We start from the raw sequence: 17,909 nt of genomic DNA on the forward strand, positions 1-17,909 counted from the left end.
CGGGGAAGTTCCATCGAAACAACAAGGGGGAAATCACAGTGAGACTCCGACTGCTTTGCCATGCCGTGTCGCTGGCATGCATCACGGGTTCCGGTTCGGTCTGGGCGCAGACAACGACGAAGGTCGAAAAACTTGAAATCACGGGTTCGAGCATCAAGCGCATCCAGGAAGAAGGAGCGCTGCCCGTCCAGGTCATCACCCGGCAGGAGATCGAGAAGCGCGGCGTCACCAGCGTCGAGCAGCTCCTCATGCAGATCTCGGCCAACGGCACCGGCGCGGACAACCTCTCGTCCAACGTCGGCATCCAGCTGGGCACCACCGATCGCAACAACAACGGCAACAGCAGCGCGAACCTGCGCGGCCTCGGTGCTTCGAGCACCCTGGTGCTGATGAACGGCCGTCGCCTCTCGACGCACGGCGCGAAAGGCAACGCGGTCGACCTCAGCTCCATTCCGTTCGCGGCGATCGAGCGCGTCGAAATCCTGAAGGACGGCGCTTCCGCCATCTACGGCACGGACGCGATCGGCGGCGTCATCAACTTCATCCTCCGCAAGGATTACGAGGGCGTGCAGGTGAGCGCCATGGCGGACATGACGGAAGAGGGCGGCGGCAACGTCTATCGCGGCTCGATCACCGCCGGCTGGGGCAATCTCGACAAGGATCGCTTCAACATCCTGGGCGTGCTGTCCTTCGACCGCCAGGAAATCCTGAACGGCGGCGATCGCAAGTTCTCGAACGGCTACCAGCCCGAGCGCGGACTCTCGCCGGATACGGCGGGCACGCCCTACGCGACGCACACGGGTCTTGCCGGCACCGCCATCGGCGCCTCGTTCACGACGCCGGGTACGGGCTCGCAGACCTACAACCGCGCGAACCTCCTGTCGTTCCAGAACAATTGCGGCTCGATCCCGGAGCAGTCGCAGTACGAATTCGGTCTCTGGAACGCGCCGGGCTTCCGGTATGCCTGCGCGTATGACTACGGCGGATCGGCTGTGCTGATCCAGCCGGTCGACCGCACGCAGATCGTCACGCGCGGCACGTTCAAGGTCAGCAACGAGATGAACATCATCGGCGAGATCATCGCGTCGCGCACGGAGGCGAGGAAGCAGTTCGAGGAGTACCAGATCACGACGACCGGCGATTTCCTCGGCATGCGCTATCCGGTCGGCGGCCCGTACTACAACAACCTTTCGGCCTACATCCCGTCGTTCAACGCCAACCTCCCGATCGCCTATCGCTGGCGTTGCATGGAGTGCGGCGGGCGCACCATCGAGACCACGACCGACGCCTACCGCGCGCTCATCGGCATCGAGGGCCAGCTGAACGTGTGGGGCAGCTGGGACTACAAGATGGGCTTCTCGCAGTCGGGCAGCGAAGCCGAATCGGTGCTCGGCAGCGGCTACATGTATACGGCGCCCCTGACGGCGGCGCTGGCCAGCGGCCAGGTGAACCCGTGGCTGCTTCCCGGCCAGACGCAGACGGCCGCGGCGCTGCAGATGCTGCAGGCGGCGAGCGCAGCCGGGCAGAGGCTCTTCGGTGGCGAGGCCGAGCTCACGCAGTTCGACGGCAACATCTCGGGCGAGGTGTACCAGCTCCCCGCGGGTGCCATCAGCGTCGCGGCGGGCTTCGACTATCGCAAGGAGAGCTACAAGTTCGACGATGGCTCGCGCACGTCGCAGCCGGTTTACCAGGCGCCGTTCGATCCGCAGTTCCCGAAGGTCGAGCGCACCATCAAGGCCTTCTACGGCGAGATCGCGATCCCGATCATCAAGGGCCTGGAAGTCACGGGCGCACTCCGCTACGACGACTACAGCGACTTCGGCAGCACCACCAACCCGAAGGTGTCGTTCCGCTGGCAGCCGATCAAGGAGCTGGTGTTCCGCGGTTCGTACAACGAAGGCTTCCGCGCTCCGAGCTTCTTCCAGCTCTACACCGCCACGACGGAATCGCCGATCCCGGGCAACATCGCCGACCCCGTGCTGTGCCCGAACGGCAACGTGCCGGGTGCGGACCTCTCGGTATGCGCAATTCGCCCGAACGGACAGCAGGGCGGCAACCCGAACCTGAAGCCGGAGCTCTCGAAGCAGTACAGCATCGGCTTCGTGGCTTCGCCGGCGTCGTGGGTCGACTTCAGCGTCGACCTCTGGCAGGTCGAGCGCGAAGACCGCATCTACGAGCTCACGCCCCAGCAGGTGATCGCGAACTACACGTCGATGCCCGAGAACCTCGTGCGCGGCGCCAACGGACGTCTCGACGGCCAGGGCGGCTACATCCGCGCGGGCTTCGTGAACGCCGCGGGCGACCTCACGAAGGGCACGGACGTCGGCATCCGCTTCAACTGGCAGTGGGAAGGCCGCTGGACGGCTTCGATGGACGGCACGTATATCGACCGGGCTCGTACGCGCGTTCTCGAGTCGAACCCGTACACCGAGCTCGTCGGTGCCTGGAACAACCGTGACCTGTGGGTCCGCTGGAAGCACTTCGCGCAAGTCTCGTACGAGCGCGGCCCGTGGAGCTTCACGCTGTTCCAGAACTACACCCACAGCTACGACGACCAGCGTCCTTCGAACCCGCCGGCCGGATGGAACTCGGAGATCGACAAGTACATCACCTACGGCCTGACGGGCGTGTACAACGGCTTCAAGAACCTCACGCTGTCGGCGACCATCAAGAACCTGCTCGATGAGGACCCGCCCTTCACGGCGCACAACCTCGACTTCACGCCGGGCGCAGGCTGGGATCCGCGCGTGGCGGACCCGAGGGGCCGTGCGTACATGGTCCGGGCGACGTACACGTTCTGAACCGACGTCACTTCGTCTCGGGAATCGCGGCCGCTCTAGCGGCCGCTTTTCCTTTTGCGGGCGACGCGGCGGTGCAACCGCCGTCGCGATCGCTCGTGAAGCCCAGGCGCCTCAAGGAAGGCGACCTCGTCGGCCTCATCGCGCCCTCGGGCTATCTCGAGGACGCGCAGATCGAACGCGGCGTACGCAACCTCGAATCACTGGGGCTTCGCGTGAAGCTCGGCACGAACCTGCGCGCGATGCATGGCGGCTACGCGGGAACGGTTGCTCATCGTGTGGACGACCTCCACGCCATGTTCCGCGATCGCGAAGTGGCCGGCATCTGGGCCGCGCGCGGGGGTGCGGGTGCGAGCGCCATGCTGCCCCTCATCGACTACGGCCTCGTGCGCCGCTCACCCAAGGTGCTGGTGGGCTATTCGGACATCACCGCGCTGCACATCGCGTTCCTGCGGCGCGCGGGCCTGGTGACCTTCCACGGGCCGGTGTCGTCGTCCACGTTCTCGGATTACTCGGCGGCGAACCTGCGCGCCGTCCTCATGGAGCCCGAGGCGACTCGCAGCTTCTCGGGCGCCGACGAGAACTTCGAGCGCGCATTATCGCAACCGAATTTCGAGATGCGCACCTATCGCGAAGGTGTCGCGACAGGGCGGCTGGTGGGCGGCAACCTCAGCATGGTCTGCGCGCACCTCGCCACGCCGTACGGATTGCAGCCGGGCGCGAACCTCCTGTTCCTCGAGGAGGTGAGCGAAGCGCCGTACCGCATCGACCGCATGCTCACGCAGCTTCGCCAGGCCGAGATCCTCACGCGGGCGACCGGCGTGATGCTCGGCGTCTTCAGCAAGTGCGAGGCGAATGACGGAGAACCGTCGCTCACGTTGCGCGAGGTGCTCGAGGAGCAGATGTCGTCGCTGAAGGTACCCGCGGCCTACGGCTACTCGTTCGGCCACATCGCGCAGCAGATGACGCTGCCGGTGGGCATCCGTGCGCGGTTCGACACGCGCGCGCAGACGCTGACGCTCCTCGAGGCGGCGGTCCAATAAGTGGGGTCAGACTCGATTTAATTTGGGGTTAAATTTCCCTGTAAAAAAACCGGTCCATTGGATCACCTCAGGCAGTTCACAAGAGAGGTGGCCCAATGGACCGGTTTTTTTACAGGGAAATTTAACCCCAAATTAAATCGAGTCTGACCCCACTTATTTTGCCAGCGCCGTCATCACCCTTTCCTCGTACCGGTAGAACGCCGAGTACTTCCCCGGCCGCGTCGCGGGATCGAACCCGGGGCCGCCGGCGAGGAAGATGAAGCCGTCGCGGGAATCGCGGTTGAAGACGAAGGCGCCGCGCAGGCCCCATGCATCGCCGAGGTGACCCACGCCGGTAAATCCGCCGCCTTCCACGAGGCGGTCGCCCTGGTTGGCGCCGCTTACGTCGAGGAAGTGCTGGTTGCCCAGCGCCCAGGCCTGGAAGCGCGGGCTCGTGAGGTCCTCGTACGTCTGGCCGCTCGTCGGCCCGACGTTGCGCCACTGGCGCTCGAACATCTTCTCGATCGTCGCGGCCCCGAGGAAGCGCTGGCCGTCGAGTTCGCCGCGATTCATGAGCATCCGCATCACACGGCCGAGATCCGTGATCGACGCGCGCAGCGCGCCCTGTGGCCCGAACAGCGCGCCGTTGCGCCCCGGAACGTAGTTGGGGCCGGCGCGCGGCACGGGCGGGGCGCCGTGATAGTCATCGACCTGCACGATCCACGGGCCTTCGGGATACCACTTCGCGTCGTCCTCGGGAATGCGCTTCCGGTAGAGCGTCCCCATGCGCGAGAGATCGATCGCCGTGGCGTTGTAGCCGCCCGTCATGCCCAGGGGGTCGAGCACCGCGCGCTTCATGTAGAGGTCGTAGCGTTCGCCGGTGATGCGCTCGACCACCGTGCCGATCACGCCCCACGTGACGTTGGTGTAGCGGAAGTACGAACCGGGCGACTTGGGCATGTACATCGCGCCCGTTCCATAGCGTGAACCGCCGGGCACGAAGACGTCGCGGATATCGACCGTCTCGTCCCAGGTGTAGCCGCCGTCGTCGCAGATCGACGAGATGTGCGCGAGCATCATGCGCACCGTGATCTTCGCGGCGGGGAAGTGCGGATTGCGAAGGGGAAAGCCCAGGTACTCGCCGGCATCCGCATCGAGGTCGAGGCGCCCGGCCTCGACGAGCTTCATCACGCCGAGCGTGGTGACCAGCTTCGAGATGGAAGCGACGCGAAAGAGCGTGTCCGTGCGCGCGGGGAGGTCGGGGCCGTCCGTGTCGGCGACGTGCCGGCGGCCAAAGGCGTTCTCGTAGACGACGGTGCCATTGCGGATCGAGAGCGCGGCGAGGCTGACCAGTGGTGCCTCCGGATCCGCGAGGATCTCGAGCAGTTGCGCGTCGAGGGGGTCGTTCACCGGCTGGGCCTGCGAACGCGGCGCGCACCCGGCCGCCGATGCGCCAAGGACCGAGAGGGCGAGCAGCGCATCGCGCCGCCTCATGGACCCGTGAGGACGTCGAGCATCGCGGCGGTCTCGGCGTCGGGCATGCCGTCGTAGCGTTTCGGGCGGTGGCGCATCTGGAAGGCGGAGAGCGTGCGCACGGTGAGCTCGTCGAGCGACCCGGAGAGCGGGATGCCATAGCCGAACTTCACGAGGCGATCCTGGAACCAGGTGATGTCCGGGAGCACCTGTTCGAAGGCGGGGATGCGGCGCGCGACTTCCTTCTCGTCGGGCCACGGGATCAGGCCTTCGTCGGCGAGGCGTTTCCACGGGAAGCGCGGGCCCGGATCGACCTTGCGGGTCGGGGCGATGTCGCTGTGGCCGACGATGCGCTCGGGAAGTATCTTGTGGCGCGCGACGATGTCCTTCACGAGCGCCATCACCACGTCCATCTGCGCCTGGGAGTACTCCTCCCACACGCCGCTGCCCGGGCCGCCCATCTCGCCGCGGTTGACGATCTCGATGCCGATCGAGCTCGCGTTCATCAGCGTGCTTCCGCGCCAGTTGCTCACCCCGGCGTGCCAGGCCCGGCGGTTCTCGTCGACCAGCCGGTAGATGGTCGGAGGGTCGTCGCGCACGAGGTAATGCGAGCTCACCGGGCCGCTGGTGAGGATCTTCAGCGACGAGGGGAAGTCACTCGAGGTGAAGTGCAGGACCAGAAATTGCGCGCGGCTGTCGTGGCCGGTGGATTGGTAGCTGTCGTCGAACCGCAGCCCCGTGGCGCAGCCCGAAAGGGCGAGCGCCGCACACAGCATCATTAGTCGTTTCATCGCCTATACAATAAGGCCAATCGACACGAAAGGGGAGTGGCATGTTCGCGAGAATCCTGCTTGTTTTCGTAGCGCTCGCCGCACCGCAAGCGGTGCTCGCGCAGAAGACGTTCAAGTGGTCGTCCTCGGGCGACATCACGACGCAAGACCCCCACGCGCAGGACGAAAGCTTCACCAAGAGCTTCAACGCGATGGTCTACGAGCGGCTGATCATGCCGGGCAAGGACATGAACGCGACCGCGTGGCTGGCGACCTCGTGGAAGGTCATCTCCCCCACGACGCGCGTGCTCACGCTGCGCAAGGACGTCAAGTTCACCGACGGCACGCCCATGACCGCCGACGACGTGGTGTTCTCCTTCGAGCGCGCCGCGAAGTCCCAGCAGTTCCGCACCTACGCGATTCCCGCCGGCAAGCCGAGGAAGATCGACGCGTACACGGTGGAATTCACGACCGACAAGCCCAATCCCGTGGGGCTGATCGCCATCGGCGAGATTCCCATCATGAGCAAGGCGTGGTCGGAGAAGAACAACTCGGCCGAGCCGCAGAACTACGCCGCCAAGGAAGTCACGCACGCCTCGCGAAACGCCATGGGCACGGGCCCGTTCAAGCTCGTCACCTACGAGACCGGCGTGAAGACGGTGCTGGAAAAAAACAAGGACTGGTGGGGCATCAAGGACGGGCGCATGGAGGGCAACATCGACGTGATCGAGTACCGCCCTATCGGAAACGCGGCGACGCGGCTCGCCGCGCTGAAGTCGGGCGAACTCGATTTCGTGCTCGATCCGCCGGTGCAGGATGTCTTCGCGCTCAAGACCGATCCCGCGTTCAAGGTCTGGGAGGGCGACGAGACGCGCGTGATCACGTTCACGTTCGATCAGGCGCGCGACGAGCTGCTGTTTTCCGACGTGAAGGGCAAGAACCCGTTCAAGGACCGCCGCGTGCGCCAGGCGCTGTACCAGGCGATCGACGTGAATGCGATCCGCACCCAGATCATGCGGGGGCTCTCGACGCCGACCGCGATCGCGACACCCAACCCGAAGGGCGAGGGCATTCCCGCGTCGTATGAAAAGCGCCTGCCCTACGACGTCGAGGCCGCGAAGAAGCTGCTCGCGGAGGCGGGGTATCCCAAGGGCTTCGGCTTCACGCTGCACTGCCCCAACGACCGCTACGTGAACGACGACAAGATCTGCCTTGCGGCGGCCGCGATGTGGGCGAAGATCGGACTCGACGTGAAAGTCGACGCGATGCCCAAGGCGCAGTACTTCCAGCGCACGCCGAAGAAGGAATTCAGCGCCTGCATGCAGGGTTGGGGCGACAACAACCGCGACGCCATCTTCACGTTCAAGCCGCTCTTCCATTCGCTGAACGACAAGGGCTACGGCGACACGAACTACGGCAACTTCTCGAACGCGGAGCTCGATGCGCTCATCGACGCGATCGACGTGGAGATGGATCCGGCCAAGCGGCAGCAGCAGATCAACAAGGCGATCGAAGTGCTGCAGCGCGAAGTGCTCGTGATCCCGATCCATCGCCAGGTCATCCCGTGGGTGTCGCGCTCGAACATCTCGCTCGTCCACCGCTCGGACAACAAGTTCGCCCCGATCTGGGTGAAGATCAACTGAGCCCGGCTTAGTGGCGCTCAGCTATCTCTGGGCCGGGTTCTTCCTGGTCGGATTCCTCGCGGCGCTCGCCCAGTGGGTGTTCCTGGGCGATGCGTCGATCTTCAAGAAGGTCGTCGACGGCACGTTTGAATCCGCGCGCATCGCGGTGATGGAAATCGCGCTGCCGCTCGCGGGGATCATGACGCTGTGGCTGGGCATCCTCGCCGTCGGTGAGAAGTCTGGCGCCATCGCGGGTGTAGCGCGGCTCATCGGCCCGTTCTTCTCGCGCATATTCCCCGAGGTGCCGCGCGACCATCCGGCCACGGGCCTGATGGTGATGAACTACTCGGCGAACTTCCTCGGCCTCGACAACGCCGCGACGCCGATCGGCTTGAAGGCGATGGAGAGCCTGCACACGCTCAATCCGAAGAAGGACACCGCGAGCGACGCGCAGATCATGTTCCTCGTGCTGAACACGGCCGGGCTCACGCTGATTCCCGTGTCGATCATGGCGCAGCGCGCGATCCTCGGCGCCAAGGATCCCGCGGACATCTTCATCCCGACGCTGATCGCTACTTATTTCGGAACGCTGGTCGCGTTTCTTGCGGTCGCGCTGAAGCAGCGAATCCGCTTGATGGATCCGGTGATCCTCGCGTGGATCGGCGGCATCACGGCATTCCTCGGCGGAATGGTGTGGGCGTTCAGCGCGATCTTCACACGCGAGCAGATCCAGGCGATCTCGACGGTGACGGGCAACGTGCTGATCTTCACCGTGATCGTGGGCTTCATCGCCGGCGCACTCTGGAAGAAGGCCAACGTCTACGACGTCTTCATCGAAGGCGCGAAGGGCGGCATCCAGACCTCGATCATGATCATCCCGTTCCTCGTGGGGATGCTGGTCGCCATCGGCGTGCTGCGCAATTCCGGCGTGATGGACCTCATCGTCGGCGCCTGCGCCTGGACGTTTGCGCTGATGGGCTTCAACACGGACTTCGTACCCGCGCTTCCCACGGCGCTGATGAAATCCGTGAGCGGCAGTGGTGCGCGGGCGCTGATGATCGAAGCGATGAAAACCTACGGCGCGGATTCCTTCGTCGGCCGCCTCGTGAGCATCATCGGCGGCGCCTCCGACACGACCTTCTACATCATCGCGCTGTACTTCGGCTCGGTGGGGATCACGAAGACGCGGTATGCCGTGGGCTACGGTCTACTCGCGGACTTGGCGGCGGTCGTTGCAGCCATCGCAGTGGGGTATTTGTTTTTTCATTAGGGAGCGGGGCTGACGGAAGCAAGAGGCTTTGGAACCGCCGATGAACGCCGATTCAACGCCGATTGCCGCCGATCAATGAGAAGTGTGTGTCGTCGCAGAGATGGACGTTCGCGACGCATTCGCCATGACCTTTGCCCCCTTGCTTTTCATCGGCGGCAATCGGCGTTGAATCGGCGTTCATCGGCGGTTCCAAAGACTTAGGCCTCCGCCAGCCACACCGCCTCAAATTTCGCCAATCGTCTCCGCGAGGTAGAACCACTCATGCCCCGGCTTCGCTCCCACGTCGGGGAAGAGGATGCGGCCGTGCTTTGGCGCGCGAATCTCCGTGCCGTCATTGCGGATGGCGATGAGGTCGCCCGGTGCGAGCGCATCGAAGCTCGCCCAGGCCCGGCTGAATTTATCCTCGGCGTGGTCGCGATCGATCACTTCGTGCAGGCGCAGCGCCTCGTAGGTTTTCACTTCCGCGGGCGGCGGGCCGTTCACGTGGCCGAGGAACGCGAGCGTATTGCGGATCGCCTGGTACGCCACCTCGGGTGATTCCGGCGCGTCGTGCTGGCCGCACTCGAGCGTCATCGCGTAGCCACCCACCGAGCGCATGTACTCCGTCGTACCGACACCGTAGATCGCATCGGCCGCGAGCGGATTGGCCGCTGCGTTCGCGCGACGCCGTGCAACGCCACGCGCATACGTATCGAGCCAGCCTTCGACGAAGCGTTTCACGCCCAGATGCTTGGCCATGTCGCGCTCGGCCTTCGAATGCTTGAAGGGTTCGATGAGCCCCTGGTTGTCCTGCGGCCCGACGAGAGCAAAGCCTTCCGTCTTGCCGCGAGTGGAATGCAGATCGAGCAGCGCCTCGTGGCTCGCGAGCAGCGGGCAGAGCCAGTTCGCGACGTGATCCTCGAAGTCCTTGGGATTGGGCGTGGGCGCGAGGTTGCGGTTGAGGTTGCGGTCGCCGATCCGGTCCTTCTTCGCGTAGGCGAGCGGATTGCACACCGGTACGAAGGTGACCACGCCGCGCTCGATCGCGAGCGCGCCGGAGCGGATCTCCTCGAGGACGCGGCGGATGCCCTGCGTGCCGCAGGTCTCGTTGCCGTGCACGGCGCCGGTGACGATGAGGCGCGGGCCGCTTGCGCGGCCCGCGAAGGAAACGGATTCGAAGGGAAGCAGGGGCGTGGAGGTCATGCCCCCATTTTAAGCGTAGCCGCGGCGGGCGCCATCCTCGGGGGTGGACGGATTCAGGGGACGGCCCGCAGGTCCCCACGCGAGGACGCTGATGGCGGTCCGGCCCGGCAGGAAGAAATACGCGCCACCCTTCACGGTCACGAAGCTCTCGAGCCCGTCCATGCGGAGCGGGCCGTGCGGCGTGGGGATGGTCATGGTCAACGGGACCTTCGTCTGGCTCCCACGTCCGAGGAGCGGATCGCTTTCATCGAGGCCGTGGAACGTCGATCCATGCAGCCAGGCCTGCTGCAGGAATTCGAACTGCCTCTCGATGTCGGCGTTGACGCACATGAACAGGAGGCCGGCATTGCCGTTCGATTGCTTGGGCAGGTTGCGCCCGACGCGCATCACGCGATGCCGATTCGAGAGCTTGATCTGCACCTGGGAGCCGGGCTCGAGGCTGTCACGAGGATTGGCGCGGCGAATGTGCGCACCCAGCGGGCAGCGCAGGCCGTCCGGATCTTCGCGGCCGTAGAGGAACGCATTGTCGGGATTGACCGTGTCCTTGATCGGCCCGGGTGCCAGTGCCAATGCCGGACGTGGCGAAGGTGCAGGCGCAGTTGCCGGTGCGGATGCCGATGCTGGTGCCGGTGGTGGTTCAGTGGCCGGGTCCGGCGTCGCGGGTTCGGGTGTCGAAGCAGCCGCGGCACTGCGACGCAGCGCCTCCTCCGGCGGCAGGCGACCAGGCTTATCGGGATGACGGATCAGCGAGGTGCCGTCCTTCCAGCGTCCGACCATCTTGGCGTGCAGCCAATCCTTCACATCCGCCTCGGTGTCTCCCGGCACGCCAGGTTTCGTGTGGTATTCCTTCGCGCGCGCCTTGAGGTAGTCATCGAGTTTCGTCACGTGCTGCTCGAACTCGCGGACGACAAGGTAGGTGCTGTTGCGTCCCACGTCACGGCCGTGTGCCTGGGGCGTTGGCGCGATGTTCAGGAAGTTGTCGGGGTAGCCCAGCACCAGCTCGCCGGGTTCGACCGTGTGGATCGAATCCGTGGCCGTGCGCGACCAGCGTTTCGAGCCGCGCATGATCGGCTGCGAAATCCCGTCCCGGAATCCGAATGGCTCCTTGACGGGATCGGTCAGCGGATCGAGTCGGATCGGCCGCGACTTGATTCCTGCGTCGTCCAGCGCCTTGTTTTCTTCCGTCAAGGCGTCCTTCAGCTCGCCTTCCGTCTTGCCATACACAAGGAGGATCGCGTCGGTGTCCTCGGGCCGCTTGCCCCAGGTCCACTTGTCCGGCTCGTCGTGAAGCGCGCGAGCGCGACCGACGGCGGACATCCCCTGCTGGAACGCGACCGGAAAGGTCGCCAACGCGTCCGGGCCGACGCCGAGCTTGGCGAGCCCGGGTGCGGTGAGTCCCACGAGGAGCGCTTTCTTCTCGGGCGTCGATTCGCCATAGGTAAGGCGCGGCTCGATGTCGCGTAGCCACTTCATGGCCTTCTCGCGTGCCGCGAAGCTGAGCATCAGCGCTTGCGCATGGAGCATGTTCTTCATTCCGCCGAAGGCGAGCGTCGGGATCTCGCGACTCTCCAGCGTGTCGCGCGCGGCGAAGCCGAAGAGCGAAAGCCATTTCGCCGCCTGCTCTTCGTTGGTGGCGCTTGCGAATCCGTGCCGGATCTCGGCGTTCCGGCGGATCGCGTCCGTCGTGAGCGTGGGATGCGCGCTGAACCAGAACCGCGTCGGGATCTGCTGGCGGCGCGCCCAACGCTTGAACCGCGCGCCGTCTTCCGCGCCACCCTGCGTCAGGAGCGTCGTTCGCGGAAAGTTGAGCGTGTTGCTCCACACGCTGCTCAACCCGTCGCGCAGTCTTGCGATGAAGTCCTCGAGGTAACCCTGCCAGTTGCCCCCGTAGTTGGAGAGGAACAGCAACTGCTGCGTGCCGGGAAGCTGCAGCCAGCGCGCCGAATGGATGTTGCCGATCTTGTCGATGAAGCCCGGAGGCGAGCCGCGCGGGCCGCTCTCGGCGATGAGCCACAGCCCGATGCGCAACGTGACGTACCGGAACCATTTGCCCTTCAACGTCGAAACGCCCGCCAGGTGGTTCTGCGCGTATTCGGGTCGGTTTTCGCGCGCGAGAACTTCGCGCATGAGCGGCTCGGAGGGTTCCTCGTCGACGGGCAAGTCCTCCTTCTCCTGCTTACGGAGCCGCCAGTAGCCGAACCAGATGATGAGGCCTGCCGCGAAGGCCTCCCAGAAGACCACGAGCAGCGTGCACGTGAACGCCCAGAGGAAGCCGCGGAGGGACCAGCCGATGATCATCGTCAGTATCGGCAGGGGAACCCATATCCACGCGAAGTCGCGGAAGAAGATGGGCAGCAACTCGATCCAGGGCACCGTCCTATAGGCGCCGCGCAACGGCATCCGCTCGGACACGAAGGCCCACTTCAGGTACGGATCCTTGAAGATCTCGCCGCGCACCTTGTACAGGCGCGAGAGCGCGGAGTCGGGAGGCGCGGGCAGGTTGCCGAGGACCTCCTGGATTTTCGCCGCGAGGTCGGCCTCGAGCTTGATGCGGTCCCGTCGCATTCCGGGCGTTCCGCTGAAGTGCAGCCCGGCTGTGCCTGCGAAGAGTTGCAGGTTCACGGAGCACTCGTGCCGCTCGAGGAAGCATTCGAGCGGGCCGTCGATGGGAACGCCGGCGGCCTCGATGACTTCGCGAAGCGGCGCGGGGATCGCGGTGGCCACGCGCGTCAGCACCCCCTTGAGCGGCGCGTCGGCAGTGACTTCGATCACGAGGTGCGCCCGTGTCTTTCCCGCCTCGGGCGGTACGGCGACGATGCTCAGGAAGTGGATGCCACAACCGCGCAGGGCGGTTGCGGCGTCCTCGAAGGGTTTTCCCTTCGGATCGCCCAGGCGATCGAGGATGCCGTCGAGTTTGTCGACGACGCTGGTCGGCCCCTCGGCCTCGGTCCGGAATGCCGGGAAGGGCACGGCGACGGTGGTGAGCACGGTGTTCATTTGTCGAAGACCACCGGAAGGCTGATGGGAAAGATGTCGCTGAACCGCCGCGCGGTCGCGCGCCCATGGCCCACGGCCCGCAGGCCCCTGAGCTTCACGAGCGGCTTGAAGGTTTGAGTGATCTGCTCGCGGGCGATGTACGCGCCGATGCACCAGTGCTGGCCGACGCCGAAGGTGACGTAGTCCTCGTCGCACCGGTCGGGATCGAAGACGTGGGGCCGCTCGATCCGGCGTGCATCGAACATGGCCGACTGGTATCCGATGAAGACCTTCTTTCCTGCGGGCGTCTTGCGCCCGGAGGCGAACGTGTGCCCCTCGGGGCAGTAGCGCCACATGCCCGGATTGATGTGCCGGAACCGAAGTGCCTCACGCAGGCACCGCCACAGGAGATCGTCGTCGCCGGCCACGGCCGCCGCGCGTGCGCGCTCGAGGAATTTCGGATAGCGCAGCAGCGTCTCGAGGATGTTGCCGCCAGCGAGGACGTCGGTGGGGATGAATCCCAGCACCATGCCGAAGAACTGGGCCATGACCTGCTTTTCGGGAAGGCCCTTCTTCATCATGCGATCCATCGGCGTCTTCAGGTCGATGGTGTTCGCAGCCGCCATGGAGTCGCGGATGATTCGGCGCAGGTGCCAAGCGCCCTCGTCCGAGACGGCCTTCTTGGGCGGCGGCGTCTCGCCGGGAATGGCAAACGTGTAGGAGCTCGGCCCCAGGCTCCACTTGGCGAACAGGACATCGTCCTTTTCGTCGAACCGGAGACCGAAGTACGTCCGGCACAGGCCCGCGGGGATCGCGAGCATCAGGTCCTGCGCCGCGTCGAACGGCTTGCCAGGCTCCTTGCTCGCAAGGATCTCGCCAGCACGCTTGGCGGTCGCGGTCGTGATGTGCTCGGTGAGGTCCTTGAGGGGAAAGCATTCGGCGAGCTGCTTGTAGCTCGCCTTGTAGTGGTCGTCGTTCTCCATCCCGAGGACGAAGTTCGCGCCTTCCTTGCCCTCGCCTTTGGTGACTTCCTCCATCTTGCCGCCCCAGCCCACGGGGAAGATGGCGTCGCGCGAGAGGGCCTCGCGGACTTCCTCGTGGCCGAGGACCAGGGACCAGCCCGGAATCCAGTTGTGGACCGTCCGCAATCGGCACAGGAGGTTGATCACCCACTGGGGGTAGGCGTTGAACGCTTCGAACCAGAACGACGGCTCGCTCAGGGCGTCCATCGCCTTGACGTACTCCGCCGGCGTCATGTCGCCTGCGGCCGGTTGCGCCGGATTCGAGCTCATTGTTTTAGCCTCCGCTCGTTCAAGTCACACAGCCGCTGCCTGCGGCTTGCGCCAGTCGCGTACTGTACTCCCCAAGGTAGCGCTGACTAGTGCATATTCACACTTGGCGTACATGCTGCAGGAGGCGGGGGGCCTTCGATGAAGCGTGACGTAAGAACGTGGCTGGAGACCGGGGGATTCGGCGAATACGCCGACGTCTTCGAGGAGCGCGGGATCGATGCCGAGGCCCTGCCGCTCCTGACCGATGTCCACCTGAGAGAGATGGGCGTGCCGATCGGGCCGCGGGTGAAGCTGCTCGCGGCGATCGTGCGCCTCGCCACCGGCGACACCGCGAACCCGGAGCGCCGTCGCCTCACCCTCATGTTCGTGGACCTCGTCGGATCCACGCCGCTGTCGAGCCGCCTCGATCCCGAGGAGCTTCGCGACCTGATCCGCGAGTACCAGGCGACGATCGCCACGGAAGCCGAGCGCTACGCGGCGCATGTGGCCCAGTACGTGGGCGACGGTGCGCTGGTTTACTTCGGCTACCCCCGCGCACACGAGGACGATGCCGAGCGGGCCGTGCGCGCGGCGCTGAGCATCGTGCGCGCCGTGGCCGCGCTGCGCTCGCCCTCCGGCGAGCCGCTTGCCGCGCACATCGGCATCGCCACGGGCCTCGTCGTCGTGGGGGACCTGCTGGCGAAGGAACGCGCCGTGATCGGCGAGACGCCCAACCTCGCGGCGCGGCTGCTCGAGCAGGCGGGCGCCGGGGAGATCGTCGTGAGCGCCCAGACGCGCTCGCTCGTGGGCAACGTTTTCGAGATGCGGGAAATGGAACCGCGGCGGCTCAAGGGATTACCCGAGCCCGTTACTGCTTATGCCGTCCTGGCCGAGCGCACGGTGGCCACGCGCTACGAAGCGCGGCAAGGCGACAGCGTGACGGCGATGGTGGGCCGCGATGCGGAACTGGGCCTGCTCAAGGCCCGCTGGCGCCTCGCCCTCGAGGGACGTGGACAGATGGTGGTGCTCACCGGCGAGCCGGGCATCGGCAAGTCGCGCATCCTGCGCGCGCTCGAAGATGAGCTTGCCGGCGGGGATCATGTGCTGATCAGCAACCAGTGCTCGCCCTACCATTCGGGAAGCGCGTTGCACCCCATGATCCAGCAGCTGCGGCGTGCCTCGGGGATTGGCGCCGACGAGAGTGTTGCGCAACAGCTCGACCGCCTCGACGCGATCCTGGGCGGGGCCGAAGACGCCGATGCCGCCCTCATCGCTTCGCTGCTCGGCATCGACGGCTCCGGGCGCTACGGCAAGCTGGACCTTTCGCCCGAACAGCAACGCGCGCGCACGTTCGAGACGCTGCTCACGCAGGTACTGCGCATCAGCGAGCGCACGCCCGTCCTCTGGGTGCTCGAAGACGCGCACTGGATCGATCCCACGACGCTCGAGCTGGTGGAGATGTGCGTCGAGCGGATCGCCGGCAGCCGCATCCTCGCGATCGTGACCGCGCGTCCGGAGTTCGTGCATCACCTCGACGAGCGCGGCCATCTCACGCGCCTTTCTCTCGGCCGCCTCGGGCCGAGTGACATCGCGGCGATGGTGGGCCACCTTGCGAAGGGCCATTCGCTGCCGGTTCCCGTTCTCGGCGAGATCGCGGCCAAGTCCGATGGCGTGCCGCTGTTCGTCGAGGAGCTCACCAAGACCGTGCTCGAGGCGCAGGCTCGCCAGGGCGAGCGAGGTTCGCCCGGGTTCGCGCGACTGTCGGTCCCCGCGTCGCTGCACGACAGCATGATGGCGCGCCTCGACCGCCACGCCACCGTGAAGGACGTGGCGCAAACGGCCGCGTGCATCGGCCGCGAGTTCGACCGGGCGCTGCTCGAACAGGTGAGCGGCCTGGAGGCCACGGCACTGCACAAGGGACTGGCGGGACTCGAGGAGGCCGAGCTCGTCTTCCGGCGCAACCGTGCCGAAGGCGATTCCTACGTCTTCAAGCACGCGCTGGTGCGCGATGCCGCCTACGAGAGCCTGCTCCGGTCCAAGCGACAGGAAATCCACGCGCGCATCGTCGCCGCACTCGAAGGCAACCCCGAAGCGCCGCCGGAGATCCTCGCGCAGCACGCGGCGGAAGCCGGGTTGATCGAGAAAGCCATCGCCTGCTGGGAGCGTGCGGGAGCGCAAGCACTTGCGCGCCCGGCGTACCAGGAAGCGATCGCGCACCTCAGCCACGCGCTGCAGCGCGCCGAGTCGATGCCGCTCGAGCGGACCTGGCAGGAGTGCCGCCTGCGGCTGCTCCTCCTCCTCGGCCAGGCGACGATTCCGCTGCGCGGCTACAGCCATTCGGAAACCGTCGCGGTGTTCGAACGTGCGCAGGCGCTGATCGACACGATGCCCGACCGGCCGAACCGCTTTTCCGTTTCCTATGCGATGTGGGTGGCCTATTACGTTCGCGGCGAGCACGCGAAGGCGCTGCGGATCGCACGCGGGATGCGCGATGGCGCGCAGCGCGATCGCAGCGACGGGCGCATGCTGACCGCGCTTCGCGCGCTGGGGATCGGCGAGATGATCACCGGCGAGCTGGTCGCGGCAAACACCACGTTCGAGCTCGCCGAGGAACTCGCGATCGTGCTGCGGCGGCAATCGCGCGAGCAGCGCATCGCCGTCGCGCAACGCTTTGCCGCCGATCCGGACATCGCGACCCAGTTCCACGTCGCGCTGACACTCCTTGCCCTGGGCTACGTCGATCGCGCCTGGCAACTGGTGGAACAAACGGTGGCCGCCGCGCGCGCCATGGGCCACGTGCACACGCTGGGTCATGCGCTGGTGCACGGCGCGATCGTCGCTGCGATGGCTCGCGATGCCGATGCGGCCCGGCGCTTCAGCGCCGAAGCGCTCGCATTCGCGAACGAGCACGACATGGATCTATGGCGCGGATACGGCGCCGTACTGAGCGGCCACGCGCGGGTGCTGTCCGGCGATGTTCCCGGCGCGCTGCCGCTCATGGAGCGCGGCCTGCGGCACCTGGCGCGTACCCAGACCGGAGCGATGGTGCCGGCGCACCACGCCGTGCATGCGTACGTGCTCGCGGCGATGGGCCACTTCGAGGCGGGCGCGGCTGAGGCGGGCCGGGTGCGCGACGAGCTGAGCTCGGGCTCGGAGCGCTACTTCTGGCCCCATTGCCTGCGCTGGCTCGGCGATTACCTGCGGCTCGTGCCCGGCAGCAACAGCGCGGAGGTCGAGGCCGCCTACAGCGAGGCGATCGCGCTCGCGCGCAACCAGGAGGCCACGTTCTCGGAGCTTTGCGCCGCCACCAGCCTGGCGCGACTCTGGGGCGAACAAGGCGAGCGGATGAAGGCGTTCGACCTGCTCGCACCCATCCTGGATCGCCTTTCCGAAGGGGCGGGCAGTCCGGCGGTGCGCGAGGCCTCGGCACTGCTCCAATCCCTGCAGCGGGAGAGTGAACCGCTGGCTCCGAGGGTGTCCAACCCCGTATAATTTGCGGCTTTCCCCGACGCGGGACACAATCCT

Annotated in this window: 11 protein-coding genes; 5 read left to right on the forward strand and 6 right to left on the reverse strand. The window is 66.1% G+C overall.

Annotated elements, in window-relative coordinates; translation table 11 throughout:
• Positions 1–38: 38 nt before the first annotated feature.
• Both DSM104440_RS07335 and DSM104440_RS07340 read left to right on the forward strand, forming a co-directional pair.
• Positions 39–2,801, forward strand: coding sequence for a TonB-dependent receptor (locus tag DSM104440_RS07335; RefSeq protein ID WP_212758258.1), 2,763 nt, complete (start codon positions 39–41; stop codon positions 2,799–2,801).
• Between the two features lie 95 nt (positions 2,802–2,896).
• Positions 2,897–3,841, forward strand: a complete 945-nt coding sequence (locus tag DSM104440_RS07340) for a S66 peptidase family protein (protein WP_212758259.1) — start codon at positions 2,897–2,899, stop codon at positions 3,839–3,841.
• Between the two features lie 153 nt (positions 3,842–3,994).
• On the opposite strand, the gene DSM104440_RS07345 is transcribed toward DSM104440_RS07340, so the two are convergent.
• Together DSM104440_RS07345 and DSM104440_RS07350 are read right to left on the reverse strand one after the other, a co-directional pair.
• Entirely contained in the window at positions 3,995–5,314 is a 1,320-nt protein-coding gene (locus tag DSM104440_RS07345) for a serine hydrolase domain-containing protein (RefSeq protein WP_171161366.1), read from the reverse strand.
• Complete coding sequence (locus DSM104440_RS07350; protein WP_171161367.1) at positions 5,311–6,084, reverse strand: N-acetylmuramoyl-L-alanine amidase; 774 nt, start codon at positions 6,082–6,084, stop codon at positions 5,311–5,313. Before DSM104440_RS07350 ends, DSM104440_RS07345 begins: the two co-directional genes overlap by 4 nt.
• Positions 6,085–6,125: 41 nt before the next feature.
• Between DSM104440_RS07350 and DSM104440_RS07355 the strand changes: the two genes are divergently transcribed.
• On the forward strand, positions 6,126–7,706 hold the full coding sequence (locus DSM104440_RS07355; RefSeq protein WP_171161368.1) for an ABC transporter substrate-binding protein: 1,581 nt from the start codon (positions 6,126–6,128) through the stop codon (positions 7,704–7,706).
• 10 nt (positions 7,707–7,716) lie between these two features.
• Complete coding sequence (locus tag DSM104440_RS07360) at positions 7,717–8,955, forward strand: nucleoside recognition domain-containing protein (protein ID WP_171161369.1); 1,239 nt, start codon at positions 7,717–7,719, stop codon at positions 8,953–8,955.
• 52 nt (positions 8,956–9,007) lie between these two features.
• Here DSM104440_RS07360 and DSM104440_RS19480 read toward each other — a convergent pair whose 3' ends face one another.
• Genes DSM104440_RS19480 through DSM104440_RS07375 form a run of 4 tightly spaced genes read right to left on the reverse strand, consistent with a single transcriptional unit; the run spans position 9,008 to position 14,405 of the window.
• Positions 9,008–9,136: a hypothetical protein gene (locus DSM104440_RS19480; protein ID WP_281357040.1), complete on the reverse strand. Its 129-nt coding sequence runs from the start codon at positions 9,134–9,136 to the stop codon at positions 9,008–9,010.
• 41 nt (positions 9,137–9,177) lie between these two features.
• Positions 9,178–10,137: a M14 family metallopeptidase gene (locus DSM104440_RS07365; protein ID WP_171161370.1), complete on the reverse strand. Its 960-nt coding sequence runs from the start codon at positions 10,135–10,137 to the stop codon at positions 9,178–9,180.
• Between the two features lie 9 nt (positions 10,138–10,146).
• Positions 10,147–13,134, reverse strand: coding sequence for a Dyp-type peroxidase (locus DSM104440_RS07370; protein ID WP_171161371.1), 2,988 nt, complete (start codon positions 13,132–13,134; stop codon positions 10,147–10,149).
• Positions 13,131–14,405 (reverse strand): cytochrome P450, encoded by a 1,275-nt coding sequence (locus tag DSM104440_RS07375; RefSeq protein ID WP_171161372.1) that lies wholly within the window; start codon positions 14,403–14,405, stop codon positions 13,131–13,133. Before DSM104440_RS07375 ends, DSM104440_RS07370 begins: the two co-directional genes overlap by 4 nt.
• A 138-nt stretch (positions 14,406–14,543) precedes the next feature.
• Between DSM104440_RS07375 and DSM104440_RS07380 the strand changes: the two genes are divergently transcribed.
• Complete coding sequence (locus DSM104440_RS07380) at positions 14,544–17,876, forward strand: ATP-binding protein (protein WP_171161373.1); 3,333 nt, start codon at positions 14,544–14,546, stop codon at positions 17,874–17,876.
• Positions 17,877–17,909: the final 33 nt, after the last annotated feature.

The sequence above is a fragment of the Usitatibacter palustris genome, from assembly GCF_013003985.1.
Lineage (GTDB): Bacteria > Pseudomonadota > Gammaproteobacteria > Burkholderiales > Usitatibacteraceae > Usitatibacter > Usitatibacter palustris.